The sequence below is a fragment of the Rhodococcus sp. SORGH_AS_0301 genome (genome assembly GCF_030818285.1).
In the GTDB taxonomy this organism is placed as follows: Bacteria; Actinomycetota; Actinomycetes; order Mycobacteriales; family Mycobacteriaceae; genus Rhodococcoides.
The window spans coordinates 4,419,124-4,442,220 of sequence record NZ_JAUTAC010000002.1; the positions used below are offsets into that span (position 1 = coordinate 4,419,124).

22 protein-coding genes are annotated in these 23,097 nt (G+C 69.1%); 13 read left to right on the top strand and 9 right to left on the bottom strand.

The window, feature by feature from the left end:
• Window positions 1-112: 112 nt before the first annotated feature.
• Together QE397_RS21510 and QE397_RS21515 are read left to right on the top strand one after the other, a co-directional pair.
• Window positions 113-1,192: an alkene reductase gene (locus QE397_RS21510; RefSeq protein WP_268788549.1), complete on the top strand. Its 1,080-nt coding sequence runs from the start codon at window positions 113-115 to the stop codon at window positions 1,190-1,192.
• A 27-nt stretch (window positions 1,193-1,219) separates the two neighbouring features.
• Entirely contained in the window at window positions 1,220-1,621 is a 402-nt protein-coding gene (locus tag QE397_RS21515) for a hypothetical protein (protein ID WP_307097240.1), read from the top strand.
• A gap of 6 nt (window positions 1,622-1,627) precedes the next feature.
• Here the strand turns inward: QE397_RS21515 and QE397_RS21520 are convergent, their stop codons facing one another.
• Window positions 1,628-3,343, bottom strand: a complete 1,716-nt coding sequence (locus QE397_RS21520; protein WP_307097242.1) for an MDR family MFS transporter — start codon at window positions 3,341-3,343, stop codon at window positions 1,628-1,630.
• A gap of 82 nt (window positions 3,344-3,425) precedes the next feature.
• Here QE397_RS21520 and QE397_RS21525 point away from each other — a divergent pair, with 82 nt between their 5' ends.
• Window positions 3,426-3,836 carry a rhodanese-like domain-containing protein gene (locus QE397_RS21525; RefSeq protein ID WP_222646315.1) on the top strand — a complete coding sequence of 137 codons (411 nt, stop codon included), beginning with the start codon at window positions 3,426-3,428 and terminating at the stop codon, window positions 3,834-3,836.
• Window positions 3,836-5,041, top strand: a complete 1,206-nt coding sequence (locus QE397_RS21530) for an O-succinylhomoserine sulfhydrylase (RefSeq protein ID WP_027506211.1) — start codon at window positions 3,836-3,838, stop codon at window positions 5,039-5,041. The genes QE397_RS21525 and QE397_RS21530 overlap by 1 nt, the downstream gene beginning before the upstream one ends.
• Before the next feature lie 72 nt (window positions 5,042-5,113).
• Here QE397_RS21530 and QE397_RS21535 read toward each other — a convergent pair whose 3' ends face one another.
• Window positions 5,114-6,199: an isochorismate synthase MenF gene (locus QE397_RS21535; protein WP_285186878.1), complete on the bottom strand. Its 1,086-nt coding sequence runs from the start codon at window positions 6,197-6,199 to the stop codon at window positions 5,114-5,116.
• Window positions 6,196-6,957 (bottom strand): HAD-IIA family hydrolase, encoded by a 762-nt coding sequence (locus QE397_RS21540; RefSeq protein WP_037186095.1) that lies wholly within the window; start codon window positions 6,955-6,957, stop codon window positions 6,196-6,198. Before QE397_RS21540 ends, QE397_RS21535 begins: the two co-directional genes overlap by 4 nt.
• Before the next feature lie 163 nt (window positions 6,958-7,120).
• Here QE397_RS21540 and QE397_RS21545 point away from each other — a divergent pair, with 163 nt between their 5' ends.
• The 7 genes from QE397_RS21545 to QE397_RS21575 all read left to right on the top strand — a co-directional run bounded on the left by QE397_RS21545 (window position 7,121) and on the right by QE397_RS21575 (window position 14,235).
• Window positions 7,121-7,837 (top strand): GNAT family N-acetyltransferase, encoded by a 717-nt coding sequence (locus QE397_RS21545; RefSeq protein ID WP_235578869.1) that lies wholly within the window; start codon window positions 7,121-7,123, stop codon window positions 7,835-7,837.
• The gene (locus QE397_RS21550; RefSeq protein WP_307097245.1) at window positions 7,837-9,036 is read left to right on the top strand and encodes a GNAT family N-acetyltransferase; all 1,200 of its coding nucleotides are present in this window, start codon (window positions 7,837-7,839) and stop codon (window positions 9,034-9,036) included. Before QE397_RS21545 ends, QE397_RS21550 begins: the two co-directional genes overlap by 1 nt.
• A gap of 97 nt (window positions 9,037-9,133) precedes the next feature.
• Window positions 9,134-10,045 carry an LLM class flavin-dependent oxidoreductase gene (locus QE397_RS21555; RefSeq protein WP_307097246.1) on the top strand — a complete coding sequence of 304 codons (912 nt, stop codon included), beginning with the start codon at window positions 9,134-9,136 and terminating at the stop codon, window positions 10,043-10,045.
• Window positions 10,042-11,352 (top strand): LLM class flavin-dependent oxidoreductase, encoded by a 1,311-nt coding sequence (locus QE397_RS21560; protein WP_307097248.1) that lies wholly within the window; start codon window positions 10,042-10,044, stop codon window positions 11,350-11,352. Before QE397_RS21555 ends, QE397_RS21560 begins: the two co-directional genes overlap by 4 nt.
• Entirely contained in the window at window positions 11,349-12,476 is a 1,128-nt protein-coding gene (locus tag QE397_RS21565; protein WP_307097250.1) for an LLM class flavin-dependent oxidoreductase, read from the top strand. The genes QE397_RS21560 and QE397_RS21565 overlap by 4 nt, the downstream gene beginning before the upstream one ends.
• Entirely contained in the window at window positions 12,473-13,267 is a 795-nt protein-coding gene (locus tag QE397_RS21570; protein ID WP_307097252.1) for a DUF1684 domain-containing protein, read from the top strand. Before QE397_RS21565 ends, QE397_RS21570 begins: the two co-directional genes overlap by 4 nt.
• Entirely contained in the window at window positions 13,264-14,235 is a 972-nt protein-coding gene (locus tag QE397_RS21575) for an isopenicillin N synthase family oxygenase (protein WP_307097253.1), read from the top strand. Before QE397_RS21570 ends, QE397_RS21575 begins: the two co-directional genes overlap by 4 nt.
• Here the strand turns inward: QE397_RS21575 and QE397_RS21580 are convergent.
• Complete coding sequence (locus tag QE397_RS21580; RefSeq protein WP_307097255.1) at window positions 14,225-14,995, bottom strand: 2-phosphosulfolactate phosphatase; 771 nt, start codon at window positions 14,993-14,995, stop codon at window positions 14,225-14,227. The genes QE397_RS21575 and QE397_RS21580 overlap by 11 nt on opposite strands.
• A complete protein-coding gene (locus QE397_RS21585; RefSeq protein ID WP_051613446.1) occupies window positions 14,992-15,651 on the bottom strand; it encodes a DUF998 domain-containing protein in 660 nt (219 codons plus the stop codon). Before QE397_RS21585 ends, QE397_RS21580 begins: the two co-directional genes overlap by 4 nt.
• An 80-nt stretch (window positions 15,652-15,731) precedes the next feature.
• Between QE397_RS21585 and QE397_RS21590 the strand changes: the two genes are divergently transcribed.
• On the top strand, window positions 15,732-17,078 hold the full coding sequence (locus tag QE397_RS21590; RefSeq protein ID WP_307097257.1) for an HNH endonuclease signature motif containing protein: 1,347 nt from the start codon (window positions 15,732-15,734) through the stop codon (window positions 17,076-17,078).
• On the opposite strand, the gene QE397_RS21595 is transcribed toward QE397_RS21590, so the two are convergent.
• Window positions 17,060-18,880, bottom strand: coding sequence for an FAD/NAD(P)-binding domain-containing protein (locus QE397_RS21595; RefSeq protein WP_307097258.1), 1,821 nt, complete (start codon window positions 18,878-18,880; stop codon window positions 17,060-17,062). The genes QE397_RS21590 and QE397_RS21595 overlap by 19 nt on opposite strands.
• Window positions 18,877-19,986, bottom strand: coding sequence for an LLM class flavin-dependent oxidoreductase (locus QE397_RS21600; protein ID WP_307097260.1), 1,110 nt, complete (start codon window positions 19,984-19,986; stop codon window positions 18,877-18,879). Before QE397_RS21600 ends, QE397_RS21595 begins: the two co-directional genes overlap by 4 nt.
• A 160-nt stretch (window positions 19,987-20,146) precedes the next feature.
• Here QE397_RS21600 and fgd point away from each other — a divergent pair, with 160 nt between their 5' ends.
• Window positions 20,147-21,160, top strand: a complete 1,014-nt coding sequence (gene fgd, locus QE397_RS21605; RefSeq protein ID WP_307097262.1) for a glucose-6-phosphate dehydrogenase (coenzyme-F420) — start codon at window positions 20,147-20,149, stop codon at window positions 21,158-21,160.
• On the opposite strand, the gene QE397_RS21610 is transcribed toward fgd, so the two are convergent.
• Window positions 21,120-21,545 (bottom strand): MarR family winged helix-turn-helix transcriptional regulator, encoded by a 426-nt coding sequence (locus QE397_RS21610; RefSeq protein ID WP_307097264.1) that lies wholly within the window; start codon window positions 21,543-21,545, stop codon window positions 21,120-21,122. The genes fgd and QE397_RS21610 overlap by 41 nt on opposite strands.
• A 37-nt stretch (window positions 21,546-21,582) precedes the next feature.
• Window positions 21,583-22,989: a DHA2 family efflux MFS transporter permease subunit gene (locus QE397_RS21615; RefSeq protein WP_307097683.1), complete on the bottom strand. Its 1,407-nt coding sequence runs from the start codon at window positions 22,987-22,989 to the stop codon at window positions 21,583-21,585.
• Window positions 22,990-23,097 lie beyond the last annotated feature (108 nt).

Consider the following 23,097-nt stretch of genomic DNA (forward strand, 5'->3'; position numbering starts at 1 on the left):
ACATCGGGATTCCCCCGAGTGATGCGGCCCACAGTCGGGCATGGATCGCGGACCCCTCGGGCTTGAGTCAGAGGACAGCTCGACAGTCAGCACCTTCGAAAGGCCGATCGACGTGACCGAACTCAGTCCCGAATCACCCCTGCTCCAGCCGCTCGAACTCGGCGACATCCACGCCCGCAACCGTGTCTTCATGGCGCCGCTCACGCGCAGCCGCAGTGGTGACGACGGTGTGCCCGGTGACCTCGTCGTCGAGTACTACCGCCAACGTGCGGGTGCCGGCCTCATCGTGTCCGAGGGAACGCAGCCTTCCGCCGTCGGCAAGGGCTACACCAACACCCCGGGCCTGCACACCGACGAGCAGCAGGCCGGCTGGGCGAAGATCGCGGACGCGGTGCACGGTGAGGGCGGCAAGATCGTCGTCCAGCTGATGCACGCGGGTCGGGTGTCCCACCCCGACAACTCGGGCCTTGAGGCCATCGCACCGTCCGCCATCGCGCCCGGTATCGAGATGTTCACCAAGGGTGGGTCGAAGGAGATCCCCGCGCCGCGCGAGATCGCCGCGGACGAGATCGCTCGCGTGGTCGACGTGTTCGTCGACGCCTCGACCCGTGCGATCGAGGCCGGTCTCGACGGTGTCGAGCTGCACGCCGCCAACGGCTACCTGCTCCACCAGTTCCTGGCGGACGGCGCGAACCACCGCACCGACTCCTACGGCGGCAGCCCCGAGAACCGTGCGCGCCTCGTCGTGGAGGTCGTGCGCGCCGTCTCCGCCGCCATCGGCGCGGGCCGGGTCGGCATCCGCATCTCGCCCGGAGGCACCGCGAGTGGCATCACCGAGGACGACACGACGGGTGCCTACGAGGCGCTGCTGTCGCAGATCGACGGCCTCGGCCTGGCGTACCTGCACGTGCTCGTCGACGCCGAGGATCCGTTCCTGGGCAAGCTGCGTTCGGCCTGGAGCGGCCCGTTCGTGCTCAACACCGGCTTCGCCGCGATGACCACTCGCGACGAGGCCGAGAAGCTGGTGTCCGACGAGATCGCCGACGCCGTCACGGTGGGTCGGCCGTTCATCGCCAACCCCGACCTGGTGACCCGGTGGACCCACGACACCGAGCTCAACACCCCCGACGAGAGCACCTTCTACGGCGGCGGCGCCGAGGGCTACACCGATTACCCGTCGCTCGAGGGCTGACCTGTACCGAGCTGACATGATCGGAGCATGAGCTCCGAAGAGGATCCGAGACCCACCACCGCAGCGCCCTTCATCGCGGCCGCTGCGGTGGTGGTCGTCGTGGCGGTGATCATCGCGATCCTGTCGCTGACCGGATCGCCCGACGAGAACGTCAGCGACAACCAGCGTGTCGGGACCGCCGTCGCCGCCTACGTCGAGGCCGTGAAGTCCGGCGACACCGCCGCCGTCACCGCACTGCAGTGCCCCGGGATCACCGACGCACCGTTGGCGGACGCGGGCACCGAGGTGGATCTCGAGAACATCGAGGAAGTGCGGGTCAAGGGTGACGCCGCCGAGGCCGACGTGCGCGTCAGCCTCGACGGCAGCGAGCAGAGCCTCACCTGGAACGCGGTGCGGTCCGGTGACGACTGGCTGCTCTGCAGTCCCTGACGTGTCCTACTCGGCTGCGTCCTTGCTCGCCGTGCGTTCCGACGCCTGAGCTGCGAGGCCGCCCTGGGTGCGCAACGGGACCTCCTTGTAGAACAGGTTGATCACGAAGGCCAGCGCCAGCACGAACCCGGCCACGACGAAGACCGAGTCCATCGCGTCGGAGAATCCGATCTGGAACGGCGCCGCCACCGCGTCGGGCAGCTTCTGGATGAAGGACGTGTCGTCCAGGATGCCCCCGGCGGCCGACCCGTTGCCCTGCACGAGCCCCTGCGCGAGGCCGGACACCGCGGGATCGGTGCTGGTCGCGGCCTGACCCACCGCCTCGCGGAACTCGGGAGTCTGCGCGGCGGAACGCAGAGCCGACGCGATGGCGTCGGTCACGCGCGAGAAGAGCAGGGACAGGAACACCGCGACGCCGATGGTGCCGCCGATCTGCCGGAAGAACGTGGCCGACGAGGTGGAGACGCCCATGTCCTGCGGCGGCAGTGCGTTCTGGATCGCGAGGGTCAGCGGCTGCATCAGATTGCCCAGGCCGAACCCGAAACCGAACATCGCGATCATGATCATCCACAGCGGTGTGTCGTACTCGATGAACGAGAACGCGAACATGCAGACCGTCATGAGAGTCGTGCCGATGATGGGATACGGACGGTAGTGGCCCGTGCGGGAGATCATCTGGCCGGAGAAGATCGACGCGACCATGATGCCCAGCACCAGCGGGAGCATCTGGAACCCGGCGAGCGTCGGCGACGAGCCCTTGACCACCTGCAGGTACTGGGGGAGCAGCGTGATGCCGCCGAACATCGCAGCACCGGTGATGACCGAGAGCACGAGTCCGACGCTGAACGTCGAGTTGCGGAAGAAGCGCATCGGGATGAGTGCGTTCGTCTTCATCCTGATCTCGATGGCGATGAAGGCCGCGACGCCGAGGACGCCGATGGCGTAGCAGATCATGGCCCGCCCGGAGCCCCATCCCCACGTGCGTCCCTGCTCGGCGATGATCAGCAGCGGCACCAGTCCGACGGCCAGCGCCGCGGCGCCGCCCCAGTCGACGACCGCGCTGCCGTGTCGACGCGGCAGATTCAGCACCTTGGCGACGACGAACAGAGCGACGATGCCGATGGGCACGTTGACGAAGAACACCCAGCGCCAGCCGGTGATGTTCAGGATCTCGGACTGGCCCGACAACACGCCGCCGATGACCGGACCGAGCACGCTGGACGTGCCGAACACGGCGAGGAAGTAGCCCTGGTACTTGGCCCGCTCCCGCGGCGGGACGATGTCGCCGACGATGGTCAGTGCGAGCGAGAACAGGCCGCCGGCACCGAGGCCCTGGAACGCGCGGAAGGCCGCGAGTTGGTACATCGACGTGGCGAAGCCGCAGAGCGCCGATCCGATGACGAAGATCGTGATCGCGGTCAGGAAGAACTGTTTGCGCCCGTAGATGTCCGAGAGCTTCCCGTACAGCGGCGTGGAGATGGTGGCCGTGATCAGGTACGCCCTGGTGACCCACGCCTGAACGGAGAAGCCCTGCAGGTCGTCCGCGATGGTGCGGATGGACGTCGAGACGATCGTCTGGTCGAGCGCGGCCAGGAACATGCCGAGCATCAGACCGGAGATGATCGTCATGATCTGGCGATGGGTGAACTGCCCCGTGTCGCCGCTCGTGTCCGGCTGTGGTGAGCCGGCGCCCGTCGCAGGGCGCAGTGTGTCGTCCGTCATCGGCTCATCTTGCCCCCTCGAGGCCGTACGCTGCGACTATCGGACATATCGGGCCGAGCCGACCATGTGAGAAACTGGCCTCGTGAGCTACGCAGGAGACATCACGCCAGAGCAGGCCTGGGAACTTCTCAGCACCGATCCGGAAGCCTCGCTCGTCGACGTCCGCACCCACGCCGAGTGGAGCTACGTGGGTGTCCCGGACATCTCGTCGCTGGACAAGCCGACGGCCTTCGTCGAGTGGGTCGGCTACCCGGACGGCGCGAGGAACGAGAACTTCGTCGACGAGGTCCGTGCCGCCGGGGTCGAACGAGGACCCGTGGTCTTCCTGTGTCGCTCCGGGCAGCGGTCCATCGGTGCCGCCGAGGCCGCGACCGCTGCGGGGCTCGGACCCGCCTACAACGTGCTCGACGGCTTCGAGGGCGCGACCGACGCCGAGGGTCACCGCGGCAGCGCCGGGTGGCGCGCCGTCGGACTGCCCTGGCGGCAGAAGTGATCCCCACCGGCGGCGGGTTCTCCAAACCCCTGCCCGACGGGGTCGGGCAGGGAACTCTCGGTGTCCGCGGCGGTCTGAACCGCTCGGGGTTCGAGGAGAACGCCGAGGCCCTCTATCTCAGTTCAGGTTTCGTGTACGAGAGCGCCGAGGCCGCCGAGCAGGCGTTCACCGGCGACATCGACCATTTCGTCTACTCGCGCTACGGCAACCCCACCGTCACGATGTTCGAGGAGCGGCTGCGGTTGCTCGACGGCGCTGAGGCGGCCTTCGGCACCTCCAGCGGGATGTCCGCGGTCTTCACCGGGCTCGGCGCCCTGCTGAAGGCCGGTGATCGACTCGTCGCGGCGCGGAGCCTGTTCGGCTCGTGCTTCGTGGTGTGCAACGAGATCCTGCCGCGCTGGGGAGTCGAGACCGTGTTCGTCGACGGCGACGACCTCGACCAGTGGGAACAGGCGCTCGCCGTACCCACCACCGCGGTGTTCTTCGAGACGCCGTCCAACCCGATGCAGTCGCTCGTCGACGTCCGGCGCGTGACCGAGATGGCGCATGCGGCCGGCGCGAAGGTCGTGCTGGACAACGTCTTCGCGACGCCCGTGCTGCAGCGCAGCTTCGACCTCGGTGCCGACGTGGTGGTGTACTCGGGGACCAAGCACATCGACGGACAGGGGCGCGTGCTCGGGGGCGCCATCCTGGGATCGAAGGAGTACATCGACGGTCCTGTGCAGACGCTCATGCGCCACACCGGTCCCGCGCTGAGCCCGTTCAACGCCTGGACTCTGCTGAAGGGTCTCGAGACGATGCCGCTCCGCGTGCGGCACATGAACGCCTCGGCGCTGGCCGTCGCGGAGTTCCTCGAGGCGCAGCCGGGTATCGGATGGGTGAAGTACCCGTACCTGCCGTCGCACCCCCAGCACGATCTCGCGGTCTCGCAGATGAGCGGCGGCGGTACCGTCGTCACGTTCGAGCTCGAGGGCGGCAAGGCGCGCGCCTTCGAGTTCCTGAACAAGCTGCGCATCATCGACATCTCCAACAACCTCGGCGACGCGAAGTCGATGACGACGCACCCCGCCACCACCACCCACCGGGCCATGGGTCCGGAAGGCCGTGCAGCCGTGGGCATCACGGACGGAGTCGTGCGCATCTCCGTGGGCCTGGAGGACCTCGAGGACCTGCTCGGCGATCTGGCGGGAGCGCTCGCCCGGTAGAGCCGAGTGCATCAACGGCCGGCTTCGGTGCGCTGAGCCGCGGTATCCGCGGCTCGGCGCACCGGATCGACGTCAGAGGCCGAAGGGCCTGAGCACCGTCGCGAACTTCGCTGTCGTCTCCTCCAGCTCGGCGCTCGCGTCCGAGGCGGCGACGATGCCGCCACCCGCGGTCGCGACCCCGCTGAGGCCGTCGGCGGCGATGTCCAGGCAGCGGATGGCCACCATCCACTCACCGTCGCCCGACGCGTCGCACCACCCCACCATGCCGGCGTAGAAGTCGCGGTTGCGTCCGGACTCCAGCAGATCGATGGTCTGGAGCGCCAGGTCGGTGGGGCTGCCCGCGACCGCGGGTGTCGGGTGCAGTGCGAGCGCGAGATCCAGTGCCGTGGTGGCGGGGTCGGCCAGTGTCGCGGTGATCGGGGTCGCCAGATGCCACACGGCCGGCGTGCTGGTCAGCGTCGGCCCGTCGGGGACGGACACCTCCGAGCACAGTGGCGCCAGGGCCTCGGCGATGGCGTCGACGACGAAGCGGTGCTCGGCCAGGTTCTTGGCGCTGGCGAGCAGGTCGGCGCCCGCCTGCTCGTCCGCCACCGGATCCTGTTGTCGTGCAGCAGTTCCGGCGAACGGTCGGCAGATCACCTGGGTTCCGGTGCGCCGCACGAGGAGTTCCGGGCTCGAGCCCACCAGATGGCGGCCGAAGTACGGACCACCCGCCGCGGTGAGATCGACGGCGAAACCGTTGTGCATCGGATTCGCCTCGATGAGCGTGTCCGCGAACGCCGTCGGGGACAGCGGGGCATCGAACACCAGCGTGATCGACCGCGCGAGAACCACTTTGCGTAGTGCGGATCCGGGATGGTTCAGCACCGTCAGGGCACGCTGCACCCGCGCGACGTGTTTGTCGGGTGGCGGGTTCTGGGAGGCGATCACAGCTCCGGGCAGGGTGCTCTGCTCCGGTGTCCGCGGCTCGTCGCGCCGGTCGAACGTCGACGGTTCGACGAGTGCACACCGCGTGGACGCATCGAACCCGATGGCCCCCACGAGAACCCGCGCCGACCCGTCCTCGAGAGCCTCGCGCGCGTCGTCGATGTGATCGAACGCCTGCCGGGTGCCCGTCGCCTCGACGCTGCGGTCGGGCCGGGAGTAGACGAATCTCATCCGAACGGGTTCGCGGTGTGCCCGATGAGGTCGGCGACCGACTCGATGACACGGGTGGGGCGGAACGGGAACATCTCGACGCTGGCGGGGGTCGAGATACCGGTGAGCACGAGGATGGTCTGGAGACCGGCTTCGAGCCCGGACACGATGTCGGTGTCCATGCGGTCACCGATCATCAGCGTGTTCTCCGAGTGCGCGCCGATGGCCCGCAGAGCGGACCGCATCATCAGCGCGTTCGGCTTGCCCACGTAGTACGGCTCACGTCCGGTCGCGCGCGTGATGAGCGCGGCGACGGATCCGGTGGCGGGCAGCGATCCCTCGCGTGACGGGCCGGTGGCGTCGGGATTGGTGGCGATGAAACGGGCTCCGCGTTCGACCAGCCGAATGGCGGTGGTGATGGCCTCGAAGGAGTACGTGCGGGTCTCGCCGAGCACCACGTAGTCGGGATCGATGTCCGTGATGATGTAGCCGATGTCGTGCAGGGCCGTCGTCAGGCCGGACTCCCCGACCACGTAGGCGGTACCGTTCGGCCGCTGGTTCCCCAGGAAGGTGGCGGTGGCGAGTGCCGACGTCCAGATCGACTCCTCGGGGATCTCGAGGCCGGTCCGTCGCAGGCGTGCCTGCAGGTCGCGACGGGTGCGGATCGAGTTGTTCGTCAGGACGATGAACGGGGTGTTCGTGTCCTGAAGTTCCTTCAGGAAGCGGTCCGCTCCGGGGACGAGGTGCTCCTCGTGCACCAGGACACCGTCCATGTCCATCAGGTACGTCCACGGGGGTGTCCCCGTCGTGGACGGAGCATCGTCAGGTCGCACGGCGTCGTCAGGACTCACTCTGTCGGGGCTCACGACACCATTCTGCCCCTCCGGAATCGTCGCGAGTACAACGCGCCGCGGCGTCGGAGCCGACCCTTACAGTGGCCTGGTGCAGTGCGACGACCGAGTTCCGGTGATCCCGACCCTCCCCGACGCGCATCCGCTGGACGATCCCATCCGATCGTCCCTCGTCGGCGCCCACTCCCGGTTCGCCGAATGGCGGGGCCGGATCGCGCGTTACCACCCCGAGGTGGCCGGGTTCTTCGGTCACCCCGAGGACATGACGGCGGAGGACTGGGCGGATCTCGGCGCCCTGCTCCCGGTGGGTGAGCAGGCTGCACTGCGGGGCGACGGCATCACCCCGCCCGCCGGGTGGCGCGTTCTCGACCGGATCGGGCTGTTGCAGTTCGACGGATCCGCGCTGGTGGTGGAGCCGGAACCGGCCGCGCAGGTGCTCACCGCCGACGACGTGCCGGAGATGCTCGATCTCGTGCACCGCACCCGGCCGGGACCGTTCCGCTCGCGGACCGTCGAGATGGGCACGTACCTGGGCGTCCGGGACGGGTCGCGGCTCGTCGCCATGGCCGGGGAGCGCATGCATCCGGACGGCTGGACCGAGATCAGCGCCGTGTGCACCGACCCCGAGTACCGAGGGCAGGGCCTGGCCACCCGCCTCATCCGCGCTGTCGGGTACGGCATCCGGGAGCGGGGCGAGGTGCCGTTCCTGCACACGAGTGTGACCAACACCCGCGCCGTCGCGCTCTACGACACCCTCGGATTCGTGCTCCGCCGACAGACCACCCTGACGATCGCCGAGGTCGCCTGATGGTCGACATCCGCATTCTCGAGTCGCGGTCCGACCTGCTGGAATCGCAGCGCGTCTTCCGTGCCGCGATGGTGGGACTGCCCACGCTGCAGGTCACCGAGGACGAGATCGCGAGTCTGCGCGAGCCCGGTCGGACCTACGGCGCCTTCGACGGCGATCGACTCGTCGGGACCACCGATTCGGCCCGCGGAACCCTGACGCTGCCGGGCGGTGCTCGGGTTCCCCACCTGGCCGTCACCCACGTCGGGGTGTTGCCGACCCACACCCGCCGCGGCGTGGTGTCCGCTCTGCTGCGACGCCAGCTGCGGGACGCGCGCGATGCCGGGGACGTCGTCGCCTCGCTCCGTGCGTCGGAAGCTGTCATCTACGGCCGCTACGGCTACGGCGTCGCCACCTCGTCCGTGTCCGCCGAGGTCGTCACCGCGCGTGCGTCGGTGCGGGAGGAGGCCGTGTCCAGTGGCACCGTCCGCCTCGTCGACGACGGGGACGTGTTCGACGTGCAGGCCGGCATCGTCGCGTCGCACCCGTCGAGTCGACCGGGCACCATCACCCGACTGCCCGTCTGGTGGAACGCGTCGAGGCTGCGTGGGAGGACCGACACCGATCCGGTGTGGAACGCGGTGCACTCCACCGGCGGGGTGGACGACGGATACGTTCGGTACCGCCCGCGCGACCCGCGGACGTGGTGGTCCGGGAACGACCGTCGGGTGGTCGTCGAGGACCTCCATGCGCCCGACGACGCGGTGTTCGCCGACCTGGTCCGCTTCCTCCTGCGACTCGACCTCGTCGACCGCATCACGTTTCCCGCACTGCCCGTCGACACCGTGCTGCCACTGCTGATGCACGATCGCCGATCCGTACGGCTCGATCGCACCGAGGACGAGACCTGGCTGCGCATCCTCGACGTGTCCGCGGCACTGTCCGCGCGCACGTACGGGCCCGGGGACGCTGTGACCATCGCCGTGCAGGACCCGGACCTGCCGGAGAACGCCGGGACCTACGCCGTCGCACCGGACGGCGTGCGGGTGGTCGACGCGGCGCCGGATCTGACGGTGCACGTCCGAGATCTGGCGTCGGTGCTGCTCGGCGGGACGTCGTGGGCGGCTCTGGTCACCGCCGGTCTCGCGGAGGGTGAGGCATCGGCTGCCGACGAGCTGTTCCGGACCGCGTCGGCGCCCTTCGCCGGCGTCGGTTTCTGACGCACATTCCCCTCCGATCTCTGCGATTTCAACCCGTGTGCCGGGTGCGGATCCCTCTTAACCTCGGGTGTCCGGGGGCGATACGAGGGAGCGCACGATGACCAGGACGGTGACACTCGGCTTCGACGTCGGGGTCGGTTCGGCCGACGGACGAGCCGTGGCCGCCACGGTGACCGCGGCCGAGAACGCAGGATTCGGCTACGTCACGTTCGACGACGGCGATCTGGCGACGGGTGGCGTCGACGCCGTCACGCGCGCGGCCTTCGTCGCCGCGACCACCAGCACGGTGGGCCTCGTCGCCACCGCCAGCACCACCTACGCGGAGCCGTTCCATCTGTCGTCGCAGCTCGCGTCGTTGGACCACGCGTCCCGCGGCCGGGCGGGATGGGTGGCGGCCCGGTCGCTGACACCCGACGTCGCCGCAGCATGGGGCCGTGAGGTCGTTTCGACCGACGTCGATCTGGCGCGCGAGCAGCGTGATTCGGTGACGGTGGCGCGCGGGCTGTGGGACTCGTGGGAGGACGACGCGGTGATCCGCGACTTTCCGACGGGGCGGTTCCTGGACCAGCAGAAGCTGCACTACGTCGACTTCGTCGGAGAGAAGTACTCGGTGAAGGGCCCCGCGATCGTGCCTCGGCCGCCGCAGGGTCAGGTGGTGGTGTTCGGCCGATTCGGCGAGATCGACACAGATCTGCTCGACGTCGTCCTCGTGGAGAACGAGGCGGACGCGCGCGCGGTGTCCGGGGTGCACGTCGTTCTCGACGTCGAGGCCCCCGGAAGCCCGGCGGCTGCAGCGGCTCTCGTCGAGCGCATTGCTGCCCTCGACGACGCGATCGGCGGGATCAGGTTGCGTCCTGACCTGATCGACGACGATCTCCGCGTCGCCGCACGCTACGTCCTTCCTCAGCTGTTCGAGCGGGACCTGGCCCTTCGGCCGGTCCCGGCCACGACGCTGCGTTCCACTCTGGGCCTGGCCCGCCCCGTCAACCGATTCGAGGCTGCGCGATGACCGCTCTCTTCCGTCCCGACGCCACCGTCCACCTGGGTGTCTTCTTCCAGGGCGTCAACCACACGACGATCTGGTCGGACCCGGCCAGTGGCTCGCAGATCGACTTCGAGACGTTCCGTCGTTTGATCACGACCGCCGAGCGCGGACTGTTCGACGCGTTCTTCCTCGGTGAAGGGCTGCGGCTACGCGAGCAGGGCGGCAAGATCCTCGACCTGGACATCGCCGGTCGTCCCGACGCCATCACACAGTTGGCGGCGCTCGCCGGCATCACCACGAACATCGGACTGGTGGCCACCCAGAACACCACCTACAACGAACCGGTGGACCTCGCGCGTCGACTGTCGGGACTGGACGTGCTGTCCGGTGGTCGCGCCGGCTGGAACGTCGTGACGACCGACAACGCGTGGACGGGCGAGAACTTCCGACGCGGCGGCTACCTCGACCACGCGGACCGCTACGTGCGCGCCGGAGAGTTCCTCGACGTCGCCAGAGCCCTGTGGAACGCAGGAGGCACGCCCGACTCCGTGCGCATCCAGTCCTCGCAGTTCGACATCGCCTCTGCTGCACCGATTCCCCGCAGTCCGCAGGACCACCCGGTGATCTTCCAGGCGGGAGATTCCAGCACCGGTCGCGACTTCGCCGCCCAGCACGCCGACGTGATCTTCTCCGCGCACGGCACCCACTTCGACGACGCACTCGACTTCGCGAACGACATCCGCGCGCGACTCGTGGCCCGTGGACGACCGGACGACGACATCAAGATCCTGCCCGGCACGCAGATCGTCCTCGCGGACCACGAGCGGGACGTGGACGAGAAGGTGCGCTGGGTCAAGGAGGGTCAGTTCACCGGCCCGACGACGCTGTCGATCGCCGGCCAGGTGTGGGGGCGCGATCTGTCCGATCGTGATCCCGACGGACCACTCCCCACCGAGGATCCGATCGTCAGTGGCGTCGTCGGTGCTCGTGGCTCGGCGTTCAACGGCATCGACGTGGATGCACGCGTGCGGGAATGGCGGTCGCTCGCCGAGGCGAAGAACCTGTCGCTGCGGCAGGTCGTCATCGAGACGTCGGCGCGTACCGGATTCGCGGGTACGCCGAGCCAGGTCGCGGACGAGCTCACCCGGTGGGTCCGCGGAGGGGCGAGCGACGGCTTCAACATCACGCCGTACCTCGTGCCGAGCGGGCTCGACGACATCGTCGACAAGCTGGTTCCCGAACTGCAGGAACGTGGTTCGTACCCAGCCGCCTACGGGGGGTCGACCTTGCGGGAGCACCTCGGACTACGTCGACCCAGCATCGGCGAGTGAGATTCCACTGGTTCCTCCCCACCGGGGGTGACGACGAGAGGCTCGGTGCGCGCTCGCACGGGGTCGCCATCGGCGGTGGGGGCGCCTCGGCAGCGGGTGCGGGACATCGGGACGCGACACTCGACTACCTGACCGAATTGGCCGTGACCGTCGAGGAACTCGGTTTCGAGGCAGTGCTCACTCCGACGGGCGGACACTGCGAGGACGCGTGGTTGGTCACCGCGGCGCTGATCCCGGCGACCACTCGTCTGAAGTTCCTGGTGGCGTTCCGGCCGGGCCAGGTCTCGCCCGTGACGTCGGCGCAGATGGTCAGTACATTCCATCGACTGTCCGGTGGCCGAGTGCTCCTCAACGTGGTGGTCGGGGGCGACGACGTCGAGCAGCTGTCCTACGGCGACCGTCTGGCGAAGGAGGGCCGCTACGCGCGGGCGGGTGAGTTCCTCGGCATCGCGCGCGCCGTCTCCGACGGCCGGCCGGTGCGGCCGTCCGGCGACCACTACGCTGTGGACCGACCGAACGGCGGCGGTTTCGGCGGGCATCCTCCGGTGCCGCTTCCCGACGTCTATCTCGGCGGATCATCGGACGCCGCACTGGATGTCGCCGCCGAGCATGCCGACGTCTTTCTCACGTGGGGCGAGTCTCCCGAGGCGGTGGCCGAGAAGATCTCCCACGTGCGGGAGCGGGCGGCTGCCCGCGGCCGCACCCTGCGTTTCGGACTGCGGATGCACGTGATCACCCGCGAGCGCGCGAAAGATGCGTGGGCTCGAGCCGAGGACCTGATCGCCGATGTCGACGACGCGACCGTCCGGACCCGACAGGCACAACTGGGCGCCGTGGGATCGGAAGGCCAGCGACGCATGCTGGCGTTGCACGGCGGTGATCGTCGGAACCTGGTGGTGGGCCCCAACCTTTGGGCGGGCATCGGTCTCGTCCGCGGCGGCGCCGGCACCGCGCTGGTCGGCAGCCACGACGAGGTGGTGGCCCGTATCGAGGAGTATCGCGAGGCAGGTGTCGACGAGATCATTTTGTCGGGGTACCCCCATCTCGAGGAGGCACGTCACGTCGGCGCCGGTGTCCTCGGCAGAATCGCATCGTCACCGTCCGAGAAGGAGTACGCATCATGACAACATCCGTCACCACGTTCGAGCAGGACTGGGCTGCGTGGCATTCCGATCGCGAGGAGTACTTCCGCGATCCGTTGGGCTGGGTAGCGCTCACAGGTCTGTACTGGTTGACCGAGACCGACGCGGCCGTGGGGGATCTGCCCGGTGTGTGGCGCGCCGACGACGACGCTCTGCACGTCACCGCGAGCACGGGCGACGGGTTGTCGGTCGACGGGGTGGTCGTGGACGGGACTGTCGCTCTGCACCCTGTCGAGGGGGCTCCCGGCCTCCTCGTGGCCGCCGGTGAGCGGCGCGTCGAGGTGATTCGCCGCACCGGCTCGGTGGCCCTGCGCGTGCACGACCCCGCGGCCCCCACCTTGGCGTCGTTCGGCGGGATCCCCACCTTCGCACCCGACGAGAAGTGGCGCGTGAGTGGCACGTTCACGCCGTACGACTCCGAGCGCACGGTCACCACCGCGGCCGTCGTCGAGGGTCTGGAGCACCACCACGCCGGGCTGGGCGTCATCGACTTCACGCTCGGGAACGCACCGCAACAGTTCGTCGCATTCCGAGGGAAGGCGGGCGGCTTCCACATCCTCTTCACCGACGAGACCAGCGGCGTGAGCACCTACCCCGCGTGCCGGTCCCTCGCGGTCGGCGATGCGGACGCCGACGGCCTGGTGACACTGGACTTCAACCGCGCGTCCAACCTGCCGTGCGCCCTCACCGACTACGCGACGTGCCCGGTGGCGCCTTCCGAGAACCGGCTGACCGTCGCGGTGGAGGCCGGCGAGAAGCTTCCGATCAGGTGACAGCGCTGCCCGTTCTCGACATGTCGACCGCGGATGTCGACGGGTTTCGTTCGGCATTGCGCGAGGCCACCCACGACCACGGCTTCTTCCACCTGACCGGTCATGGTGTCGACCCCGAGCTCGTGTCGACGGTCCTGTCGCTGGCGCGCACTTTCTTCGCGCTGCCGGCGGACGCCAAGGACGAGATCAGTCAACTGAACTCGCCCCAGTTCCGCGGCTACAGTCGGCTCGGCGGCGAGCTGACCAACGGCGCCGTCGATTGGCGAGAGCAGATCGACATCGGGCCCGAGCGCGACGCGATCGCCGGCGCCGAAGGGTACTGGAACCTGCAGGGCCCCAACCAGTGGCCGTCGGCCCTGCCCGAACTCCGCGCCGCCTTCGAGACCTGGGATCGGGCACTGTCGGAGGTCGGGCTGCGGCTCCTCCGGCACTGGGCAGTATCACTCGGGGCGTCGGAAAGCATCTTCGATGCCGCGTTCGCGGACCTCCCCGCCACGCTGATCAAGGTGGTCCGCTATCCGGGAAGTGCCGAGAATCCGCAAGGTGTGGGCGCGCACAAGGATTCCGGTGTGTTGACACTGCTGCTCGTGGAGCCGGAGTCGCAGGGTCTGCAGGTGGAGTTACGCAACGGCGACTGGATCGACGTCCCGCCCGTGCCGGGAGCGTTCATCGTCAACGTCGGCGAATTGCTCGAGGTGGCGACGGGTGGCTACCTCAGGGCCACACGGCACCGCGTGCTCGCGCCGACGCCCGGGTCCGACCGCATCTCGATTCCCTACTTCCTCAGCCCCGCATTGGATGCGCGCGTGCCGCTCATCGACCTTCCACCCGAGTTGGCGGCGCGGTCCCGGGGCGTCGACACTGATCCGGACAACCCCCTCTTCCGGACCTACGGCGAGAACGCGTGGAAATCGCGTACCCGTGCACACCCGGACGTGGTCGAGAAGCACCACGGGATCAGGCGCTGAGGCCGCCGCTCGCAGCATCGACGAAGATCCCCTGACGGAGAATCGGAACGCCGGCGCTCTCCCCGACCTCCGCTGCCACCGCGACATCGCCGTCGAATCCGAGGGCGATCAGCTCGCGACCGGAACTGCAGTCACGCAGTGCCGTCGACGGATCATCGGCCACCGCCGTCCAGGCTGCCTGCGCCGCGTCGGCCTCGGGAGACGGGTCGAGAAGACGCCCGACGGCCGCGAGTGCCGCGACGACTGCACCCGCTCCCCAGAAGTCCTCGATCGCGGGGCGTAGCGATCCGTCCGGCCATCTCTCGCCCGCAGCGATGATCGCCACGGAGTCGTCCGGTCCCGCGGTGCGCGCGATCCAGTGCGCGATCGCCGTCGCCGTGCGCAGGGACGCCGCTGCCAGGACGGGTGTCGTCGCCAGCGCCTCGGCGATGGTCGATCCGTTGGGTGACGGAAGAACGAGCCGGGCGGGCACGTCGCGCGCGGACCGGATCGATCCGGGGGACAATGTGATGCGGCCCGGAGCCGCTTGCGAGCGGCGGAACGCCACGGACGCGTCGTGACGTCGGGCGACCTCCTCGGTGTCGGCGCCCGCGTGCGGGACGACGCCGATCCCTCGGTCGAGAGCGACACTCACCGTGGTGGTGAACGACAGGACGTCCACGATCACGGCGATGTCGGCGTCCGACGCGATCGCCTCGGCTCCGCGCAGGCCCCAGTCCACCCGGGTGCGATGTCGCCGCTGACGGTGCTCGAGGTTCACGGCTGCTCGGCCAACTCGGTGCCCCGCAGCTCGTAGGACTTCAGTGTCCAGTACGCGCCGAAGGTGATCACTGCGACCGCTTCCACCACCAGTACCGCGAGCGCGCCCTGGCGGAGGACGAGCACCAGGGCGAGCGCCGACGCCGGAGCGACGACGACCACGACCGCCACGACTCGATAGGCCCTGCGGTAACGGCGGATTCGCCGTTCGGAGTCCCGGGACGGATCCAGGGTGTCGTCCGCGCACCGCCAGACCGACACCGCGAAGCTGACGAAGAAGGCCACGGCGGCGACGGCGTGGACCGTCATACGCAGGCCGAAGTCGCTCTGCCCCGGTGGATCCGTGGGCACGAGCGCGACGACGACGAGGAAGGCGCCGGCCGCGTTCAGCAGTCTGTTCTCGAGCGGCCCGTGACCGCGGTAGCAGATCAACGCGATACCGGTCCCGGAGAGCACTCCGACGAACACGTCGCGGGCCGGGCTGTAGTAGTACTCGCTCATCGATCCGAGCACGGGAAGGTCGGGATCGAGCAGCGACCAGGCGACGAGCAGGAGAGGCAACCCGACGGCCATGATCGCCATCGCCGCGCGCAACGCGAAATACGTGCCGACGATGTGCTCGGCGAGCGGGTCGGACCAGGCGCGGAGCGGGCTCATGGGCTCGACTCTACGGCGCGCGGAGGGTGTCGGACCCTCGAGTTACCTTCTGCAGGAATCGAGGATCCGGGGGGAGATCGATGAACGACACGGTAGAGCTGCACCCACCGTCGGTGGACGAGATACGGCTGTTCACAGCGCGTTTGGGGCTGGTGGAGGACGGCGGGTCGGCGCGGGAAGGAATCGATGCCGTGACGGCCATCGAAGCCCTGAAGTGCGTGGGCGCGGCGACGCAGGCGGTAGTGACCGCCGGGGTGGCGGCGAGCGTTCGAGCCGATAGGCGTGATCGCGGGCTGCCGAGGAAGCAGTGGGATCTCGGGATCGCGTCACAGGTGGGTCTGGCACGTCGCGAGTCACACCGGCGTGGTGGCACATACCTCGGACTCGCACGGGCACTGGTGCACGAGATGCCGTACACCCTGCAGTCGATGCGCGAAGGCCGCCTGAGCGAGTACCGCGCGATGCTGCTGGTGCGGGAGACGGCGCACCTCACCGTGGCGGACCGGCGGGAGGTCGATCGCCGGTTGTGCGCCGACGCCTCGACGTTGGAAGGGAAGGGCGACAAGCAGGTGGTCGCGCTCGCGGTGGCCGCGGCGGTCGAGCTCGATGCCGCGGCCGTGGTGCGGAGGAACGCGCGTGCGGCTGCGCAGCGCCGCGTGAGCGTGCGTCCGGCTCCGGATTTCATGGGATACGCGACGGCGCTGCTGCCGATGGACAAGGCGGTGTGCGTGTACGCCACGTTGCGCCGAGACGCGGACGCGCTCGTCGCAGCCGGCCGTGCCGAGGGTCGAACGCGTGATCAGGTGATGGCGGACCTGTTGTTCGAGCGCGTGACCGGGGGAGATGCAGCGGCGGGTCCCCCGGTGGCGGTGCAGCTGGTCATGTCCGACGAGTCGTTGCTCGCCGGCGGTGACGAGGCCGCGCACGTTCCCGGCTACGGCATGGTTCCCGCCGAAGTGGCCCGCCGTGCGGTGGCCGACCGCATCGACGGCGGGAGTGTCGGTGCGACCCTGCGGCGGCTCTACGCCGTCCCGTCGACGGGACAGCTCACGGCGATGGACTCGACGGCGCGTGTGTTCCCGGCGGGACTCGGTCACTACATCGACGTCCGCGACCGGACGTGCCGCACACCGTGGTGCGATGCGCCGATCCGACACCACGACCACATACACCCCTTCAGGTTCGGTGGCCCGACGACGGCGGAGAACGGCATGGGACTGTGCGCCGCCTGCAATTACGCGAAGGACGCGGAGGGGTGGGAGGCCCAGCGGGTCGTCGAGCACGTCGACGGCGGCCACATCGTCAGATTCCGGACGCCGACGGGCCACACCTACGACTCGGCTCCGCCGGCAGTACCGTTGCCGCTTCCCACCACGATGGTGGAGACGCAGCTGTACGAGCTGCTCGTTCAGCGTCGAGCCGGGTGAGACACAGCACGGTGGCCGGCCACGAGATCCGCGGCGATCGCGTCGTTGTGCCGGAAGAAGCCGGCGTCGATGCCGGGCCGGGCGAAGGCGCCGGACCAGGCGTGGCCCGCCACCCACATTCCCACCGCGTACCGATGGGGGTGCGCCGTGCCCGATGCGTCGATCACGCGGGACGAGCCGTCGACGGCCAGTTTGGCCGGACTCGTCGGAGACGCACTCACCTCGCGGACCTCACCGCGCTCGTGCAGCGATCGCAGCAGGGCGTCGGCGCTGCGCGAGATGGACGCGCTGGGCAGTCGGGCTTCGATGAGCGTCCGCGCTCGCACCACGTCGTGGTGCACGTGCGAGGTCGCCCGGAAGCCGTCACCGTCCGCCTCGAACCGCACCTCGGGGCCGAGGTAGCGAATGACTCCGGCGCGGCCGAGTGCGAGCAGCTGCTCCAGGCGCTCGGGCGGGGGACCGCTCGCGAGGAAGCTGAAGAAGGAATGCAGCTGTCCCTCCACCTGCGACGCGACGTCGTCCGGGCGCAGTCGCTCTGTCCGAACGAGCTCTCCCACAGTCCGATACACCGACAGCAGGGCCGAGAACACGGCGGCGTCCGCGCTGAAGCGGGGGTCGCGCCGTCGTGCCAGGTCTGCCTCGATGTAGCGGTGCACCTGCTCTGCGGCATCGGCCGCTGAGTCGAATCGGGCGTGCCGCAGCGGTCGGTCGAGCGTGTCGATGTCGAAGTGGTCCTCGGGATCGGGGACCATTCGTTCGACCAGTTCACCGACTGCACGGGCGCCGTCACGGCCCAGGGCGGCCTCGAGTTCGATGAACGGCCCGCGGACACGGTCGGGGTGGGAGCGGAACAGCTCGTGATAGTGCGCCCACGCAAGTTCCGTGACCGCGAGAGGCCAGACCGCCGTACGGAAGTCGAGCGTCTCCGTTCCGGGAAAAGCCTCGGGTACGAAGAACCTCGGGAGAGGCGGTGCCGCATCGGCGATGGAGTACGAGATCTTGGCGTGGTACGGAACCCCGCGTCGAGATCCGGCGTACACCAGGGGTTCCCGGCCGGAGGCCGTGTACACCAGGGTGCCGCCACCGGAGCGCGAGAAGGTGCCGCCGCGTGACTCCGCGAGCAGCACCATCCAGTCCACGAAGGCGAGACCGAGGCCCGAGATCAGGACGGGTTCGGCCTCGGGGACCAGCGCCGGATCGAGGTCGGCTGTGTATCCCGGCCCGATGTACCGGAGACCGTGGGTCTCGGCATGGGCGGTGAATGCCTGGACGTCCGCCGGCGGCAGAGTGTCGGGTTGGCCCTGCGCCAGAACGACATCGGTCACCTCGAGCACGATGCCGTCGTCGAGGATCAGGCGCTGGTGGGCACCCCGATCCTCGATGTCGACGACGCAGGCCCGGTGCACGTGCACTCGAACACGATCCGGCCGCGCCTTCACCGCGCTCTCGAAGACGTGAGCGAGATAGTGGGACTGCAGCGACCGGGACGCGAACGACGACGGGGTGAAACGGAGAATCTCCTCCCGCAGAGCCGGATCCGTGACGAGGGTGTCCCGGTTCGCCGTCACCCACTCCGCGAGGGTGGGACCGCCCGACCCGTCGGGCAGCATGGCCACGTCCGCCGCGACGGAGTTCATCCAGAGCAGGGGGTCCTGGTTCCGTCGCCAGATCCGCCCTGCACCCGGCGGGTGGGGGTCGACGACATGGACGTCGATCGGTTCGGTCAGCTCGTCGGCCCGGCCGACGATCCGCTCGAGGATGCCGGTCGCGCGGGGTCCTCCGCCCACGAACGCGATGCTCACGAGTACGGTCCCGCCGTGAAGCCCGCAGCGCGCCGGGAATCGTCCTCGCCCCACAGCAGTGGTTCGGGAAGTTCCTTGCGCACTCGCGGCACCACCTCCTCGGCGAACTGGCGGAGGATGTCCTTCTGGTGCTCCGGTTCGAGCAGGTGGTTGATCGACACCGACTGCAGGACATGCCCGTATGCGTGGTGGTAGTCCACGATCTTCTCGGCGACGCGCTCCGACGACCCGACGAGCGCGGGACCGCGATCCACGGCCTCCTCGATCGAGCGGAAGCTCGTCACCTTGCCCACCGCCCCGGGATCGTGCCGACGCTGGTCGGCCTGTGCCACCGCACCCTCGTAGAGCGGGCGGTACTGCTCGACGGCCTGATCGGTCGTCTCCGCGAGGAACAGCCCTCCCGAGCCGGACCCGACGAAGGCGAACCGGGGATCGTGCCCGGCCCCGGCGTACTTCTCCCGGTAGCGGTCGACGAGGACGGCGTAGTTCTCCCGCGGCTGGAATGCGTTGGCCGTGACGAGGGGGTCACCCCACCGGGCCGCGAGGTCGACGGCGTGTGTCGACGTCGCCGACCCGTGCCAGACGCGGAAGGGACCGGCGAACGGCCGCGGCAGAGTGGTGGCGTTCTCGAGCGGAGTCCGGTGCTGCCCGGACCACGTGACGTCCTCCTCGCGGATCAGTCGACGGAACAACTCGTAGTTCTCGGTCAGGTACTCGTACTGGCGCGCGATGTCCTTCCCGAACAATGGGTACTGCCACGCCTCGTTGCCCTTGCCGACGACGATCTCGAGCCGCCCGTGGCTCAGCTGGTCGACGGTCGCGAGGTCCTCCGCGAGACGCACGGGGTCGAGTACCGAGAGCACCGTGACGCCGGTCGACAGCAGAATCCGGTTCGTGGCCTGTGCCAGCGCGCCGAGGATCACCGTGGGGCTCGACGACAGGACGTCCCCGGCGTGACGCTCGCCGACCGCGAAGGAGTCGATTCCCAGCTGGTCCGCGAGCACGGCGAGGTCGACCACTCGGTCGAGCCGCTCGGCAGCGGGTACCACCTCCCCGGTGACGGGGTGGGGCGGATTGAAGACGATGTCCAGGACCTGAAAGCGCACCACAGCCTCCTCGCGCTCGTGCAACCTCCCACGGTGCCGGGCCGCCCGCCTCGGTGACAGGGTTGCGCGCACTGCGATTCGAAGGCCTCGGGCGGATCGGAGGCCCCGACTGATAGACATGACGGTGACCGGGGTTCGGCGGTAGACGAGGGAGTTCGGCGTGGCACAGGAACTGAAGCTGGGATACAAGGCGTCGGCCGAGCAGTTCGGTCCACGTGAGCTCGTCGAGATCGCCGTTCTCGCGGAGTCGTCGGGCATGGATTCGGCGACCGTGAGCGACCACTTCCAGCCCTGGCGCCACGAGGGCGGCCACGCCCCGTTCTCGCTCGCGTGGATGACGGCCGTCGGCGAGCGCACGAAGACCCTGCAACTGGGTACGTCGGTGATGACTCCGACGTTCCGCTACAACCCGGCCGTGATCGCCCAGGCGTTCGCGACGATGGCGTGCCTGTACCCGAACCGGATCATGCTCGGAGTGGGTACGGGTGAGGCTCTGAACGAGATCGCCACCGGATTCGACGGTGAGTGGCCGGAGTTCAAGGAGCGGTTCGCGCGTCTGCGCGAGGCTGTGTCGCTGATGCGCGAGCTGTGGCTGGGCGATCGCGTCGACTTCGAGGGCGAGTACTACAAGACCAAGGGCGCCTCGATCTACGACGTTCCCGAGGGTGGGGTCCCGGTGTACGTGGCGGCCGGCGGTCCCGTGGTCGCGCGCTACGCCGGACGCAGCGGCGACGGTTTCATCTGTACGTCCGGCAAGGGTATGGAGCTCTACACCGACAAGTTGATCCCCGCGGTGGCGGAAGGTGCGGAGAAGATGAACCGGTCCGTGGGCGACATCGACCACATGATCGAGATCAAGATCTCGTACGACACCGATGCCGATGCGGCGCTGGAGAACACGCGCTTCTGGGCGCCGCTGTCACTGACGCCGGAGCAGAAGCACTCCATCGACGATCCGATCGAGATGGAGAAGGCCGCGGACGAGCTGCCGATCGAGCAGGTGGCGAAGCGGTGGATCGTCGCCTCCGATCCCGACGAGGCCGTCGAGAAGGTCAAGCCGTACGTCGATGCAGGCCTGAACCACCTGGTCTTCCACGCGCCGGGTCACGATCAGCGTCGGTTCCTGGAGCTGTTCAAGTCCGATCTGGAGCCCCGTCTGCGCCGTCTGGGCTGACGACGCCGGAGGACACCGCGCCCGACAGGATCCGGTGCAGCACCGCGGCGTCCTCGTCGCCGAGGTCGGCGAGCGAGTCGGGTACCGGGTCGGTGATCGTGTGCACGCGGTCCATCAGGGCGCGGCCGTCGTCGGTGATCGTGACGCGCTTGCTGCGACGATCGCTGTCGTCGACGGTGCGGCGGACGTAGCCGCGAGACTCGAGTTCGTTGACGCACACCGTGGTCGCCGGTGCGTCCATCGCCGCTGCGGTGGCCACCGCGCTCATCGTCAGCGGTCCGTCGACCAGGCGCCGTAGCACCCGCACCCGGCTGAACGGCATGTCGACCTCGGCCGCCACCCGTCGGCGCCAGGTGTCGCGGTTCTCGAAGACCAGCGAGGTCATCGCGGCCCAGGCCTCGTCTATCGGTCGGCTCCGGCGGTCAGGCACGGGCCGGCTCCGGTGTGCGGAACAGTGCGGCCACGTCGTCCGCGGTCCGCGTGGCCCGCCTGCTCGCGCTGACCAGCCCGAGGCCCGCGACGATCAGACCGATGGCGGACAGAGCCCACCAGACCGTGTGTGTGGAGGCGGCAAACCCCGCGTCGATGCCGGCCGCGGCGCCCGCGGTGGTGAGGCTCCCGCACAGCGCGACGCCGATGCTGACACCGATCTGGCGGCTGGTCGACGCGACCGCCGACGCCGCACCCGCGCGATCGCGGGGCATCCCGCCGACGGCCGCGTTGGTGATGGGGGCGTTGACCAGCCCGAAGCCGACCCCGAAGATCGCGAACATGACCAGCAGTGCGCTGACGGGGGTGGTGGCGGAGAGGCGGGTGAGGGTCAGGCCCGCGACGGCGATGACCACACCGGCGATGGTCATCGAGGGGCGGGCACCCCACCGCGCCACCATCCGCCCGGACAGCGGCGAGCAGATCAGCGTGGCGAGTGCGAGCGGCAGGAAGGACGCTCCCGTGCCGATCGCGCTGAAGCCGCGCACCTCCTGCAGGTACAGCGACATGAGGAACAGGAACGCTCCGTATCCGCCGAAGGCACACACGGCCACGATCGTCGCCGACGAGAACGGGATGCTGCGGAAGAAGCGCAGATCGATGAACGGATCGACGCGCCTGTTCTCGTAGCGGACGAACGCGACGAACGAGGCCAGGGACAGGGCGAACACCGCGAGGGTGATGGGCGACGACCATCCGAGCGAGGGACCCTCGATGAGGCCGAACACCAGGGAGGCCAGCATGACGACACCGAGCAGCTGACCGACCGGATCGAACGCGCGCACGACGGGCGACCGCGACTCGGGGACGAACACGGCGGCCAGAACGAACGCTGCGAGACAGACCGGGATGTTGATCCAGAAGACGGACCGCCACCCGGAGATCTCGATCAACAGTCCGCCGAGCATGGGACCGAGGGCCATGGAGATGCCGACCACGGCGCCCCACATACCGATCGCCCGGGCACGCTCGGCCTTCCCGGTGAAGACCTGCGTGATGATCGACATGGCGACGGGGTTGAGCATCGACCCACCGATCGCCTGGATCATGCGCGCGAGGATGAGGACCGGGGCGGTGGGGGCGAGGCTGCAGAGCAGCGAGCCGACGGCGAAGCTGACGAGTCCGATCTGGAAGACACGGCGCCGCCCCACACGGTCGGCGGTGGTGCCGGACAGCAGCAGCAGACTGGCGAGCACCAGTGTGTAGACGTCGATGGTCCACTGGAGCTGGGACACGGATGCGCCGAGTTCGGTGCGGATGGCGGGCAGCGCGACGTTCACGATGGTGGCGTCCATCGAGACGATGAGCAGGCTGAGGCAGCACGTGGCCAGCACGATCATCTTGTGACGCTGGTCGAGACCGTCTGACGCGACAGTTGTGGGCACACAAGTATTATGCTTGCGTAGGCTAAGAAAGTGCGGAGTTGTTCCCGGGATCACAGCCCGACC